Source organism: Enterobacter sp. IF2SW-B1, assembly GCF_001743375.1.
In the GTDB taxonomy this organism is placed as follows: domain Bacteria; phylum Pseudomonadota; class Gammaproteobacteria; order Enterobacterales; family Enterobacteriaceae; genus Enterobacter; species Enterobacter bugandensis.
In genome coordinates this window covers 1-357 of sequence record NZ_MJAA01000392.1, presented here as the reverse complement: position 1 = coordinate 357, position 357 = coordinate 1, and the positions used below count along the sequence as shown (strand labels likewise).

1 pseudogene is annotated in these 357 nt (G+C 52.9%); it reads right to left on the bottom strand.

Going from position 1 to position 357, the window contains the following annotated elements:
* Positions 1 to 74 precede the first annotated feature (74 nt).
* Positions 75 to 357: pseudogene (locus A6013_RS24780) on the bottom strand (hypothetical protein); the annotation flags it as partial.

The following is a 357-nucleotide window of genomic DNA, read 5'->3' as shown; positions in this document are numbered from 1 at the left end:
TTTTTCATTGCGACTATCCCTAAAATGAAACCAGGCGGTAAAAACCGCCCGGAGATTTTAAGCCTTCAACTAGCTTAGCAAGAGTTCTTAAATAAATCAGTAAGTGCTGAAAGATTATTAATACAGCGCGCCCGGCGTCCGGTCCCGCTTACGCTGACCTGGGGATCATTGGCTGCGACGAATGCTGACTCGCCAGGGAGGAGAACCAGACGCTGCTCGCCTTTGCGCAGCGATGCTTCGCCCTCGACGCAGAACAGGATCGCCGCGCTTTCCAGTGCGATTGTCGTTTCCGACTGATTGAGGTCGTGCACGCAGAACGCAAAATCCTCAACCGGAATCGGGAAGTCCAGCTCTGCA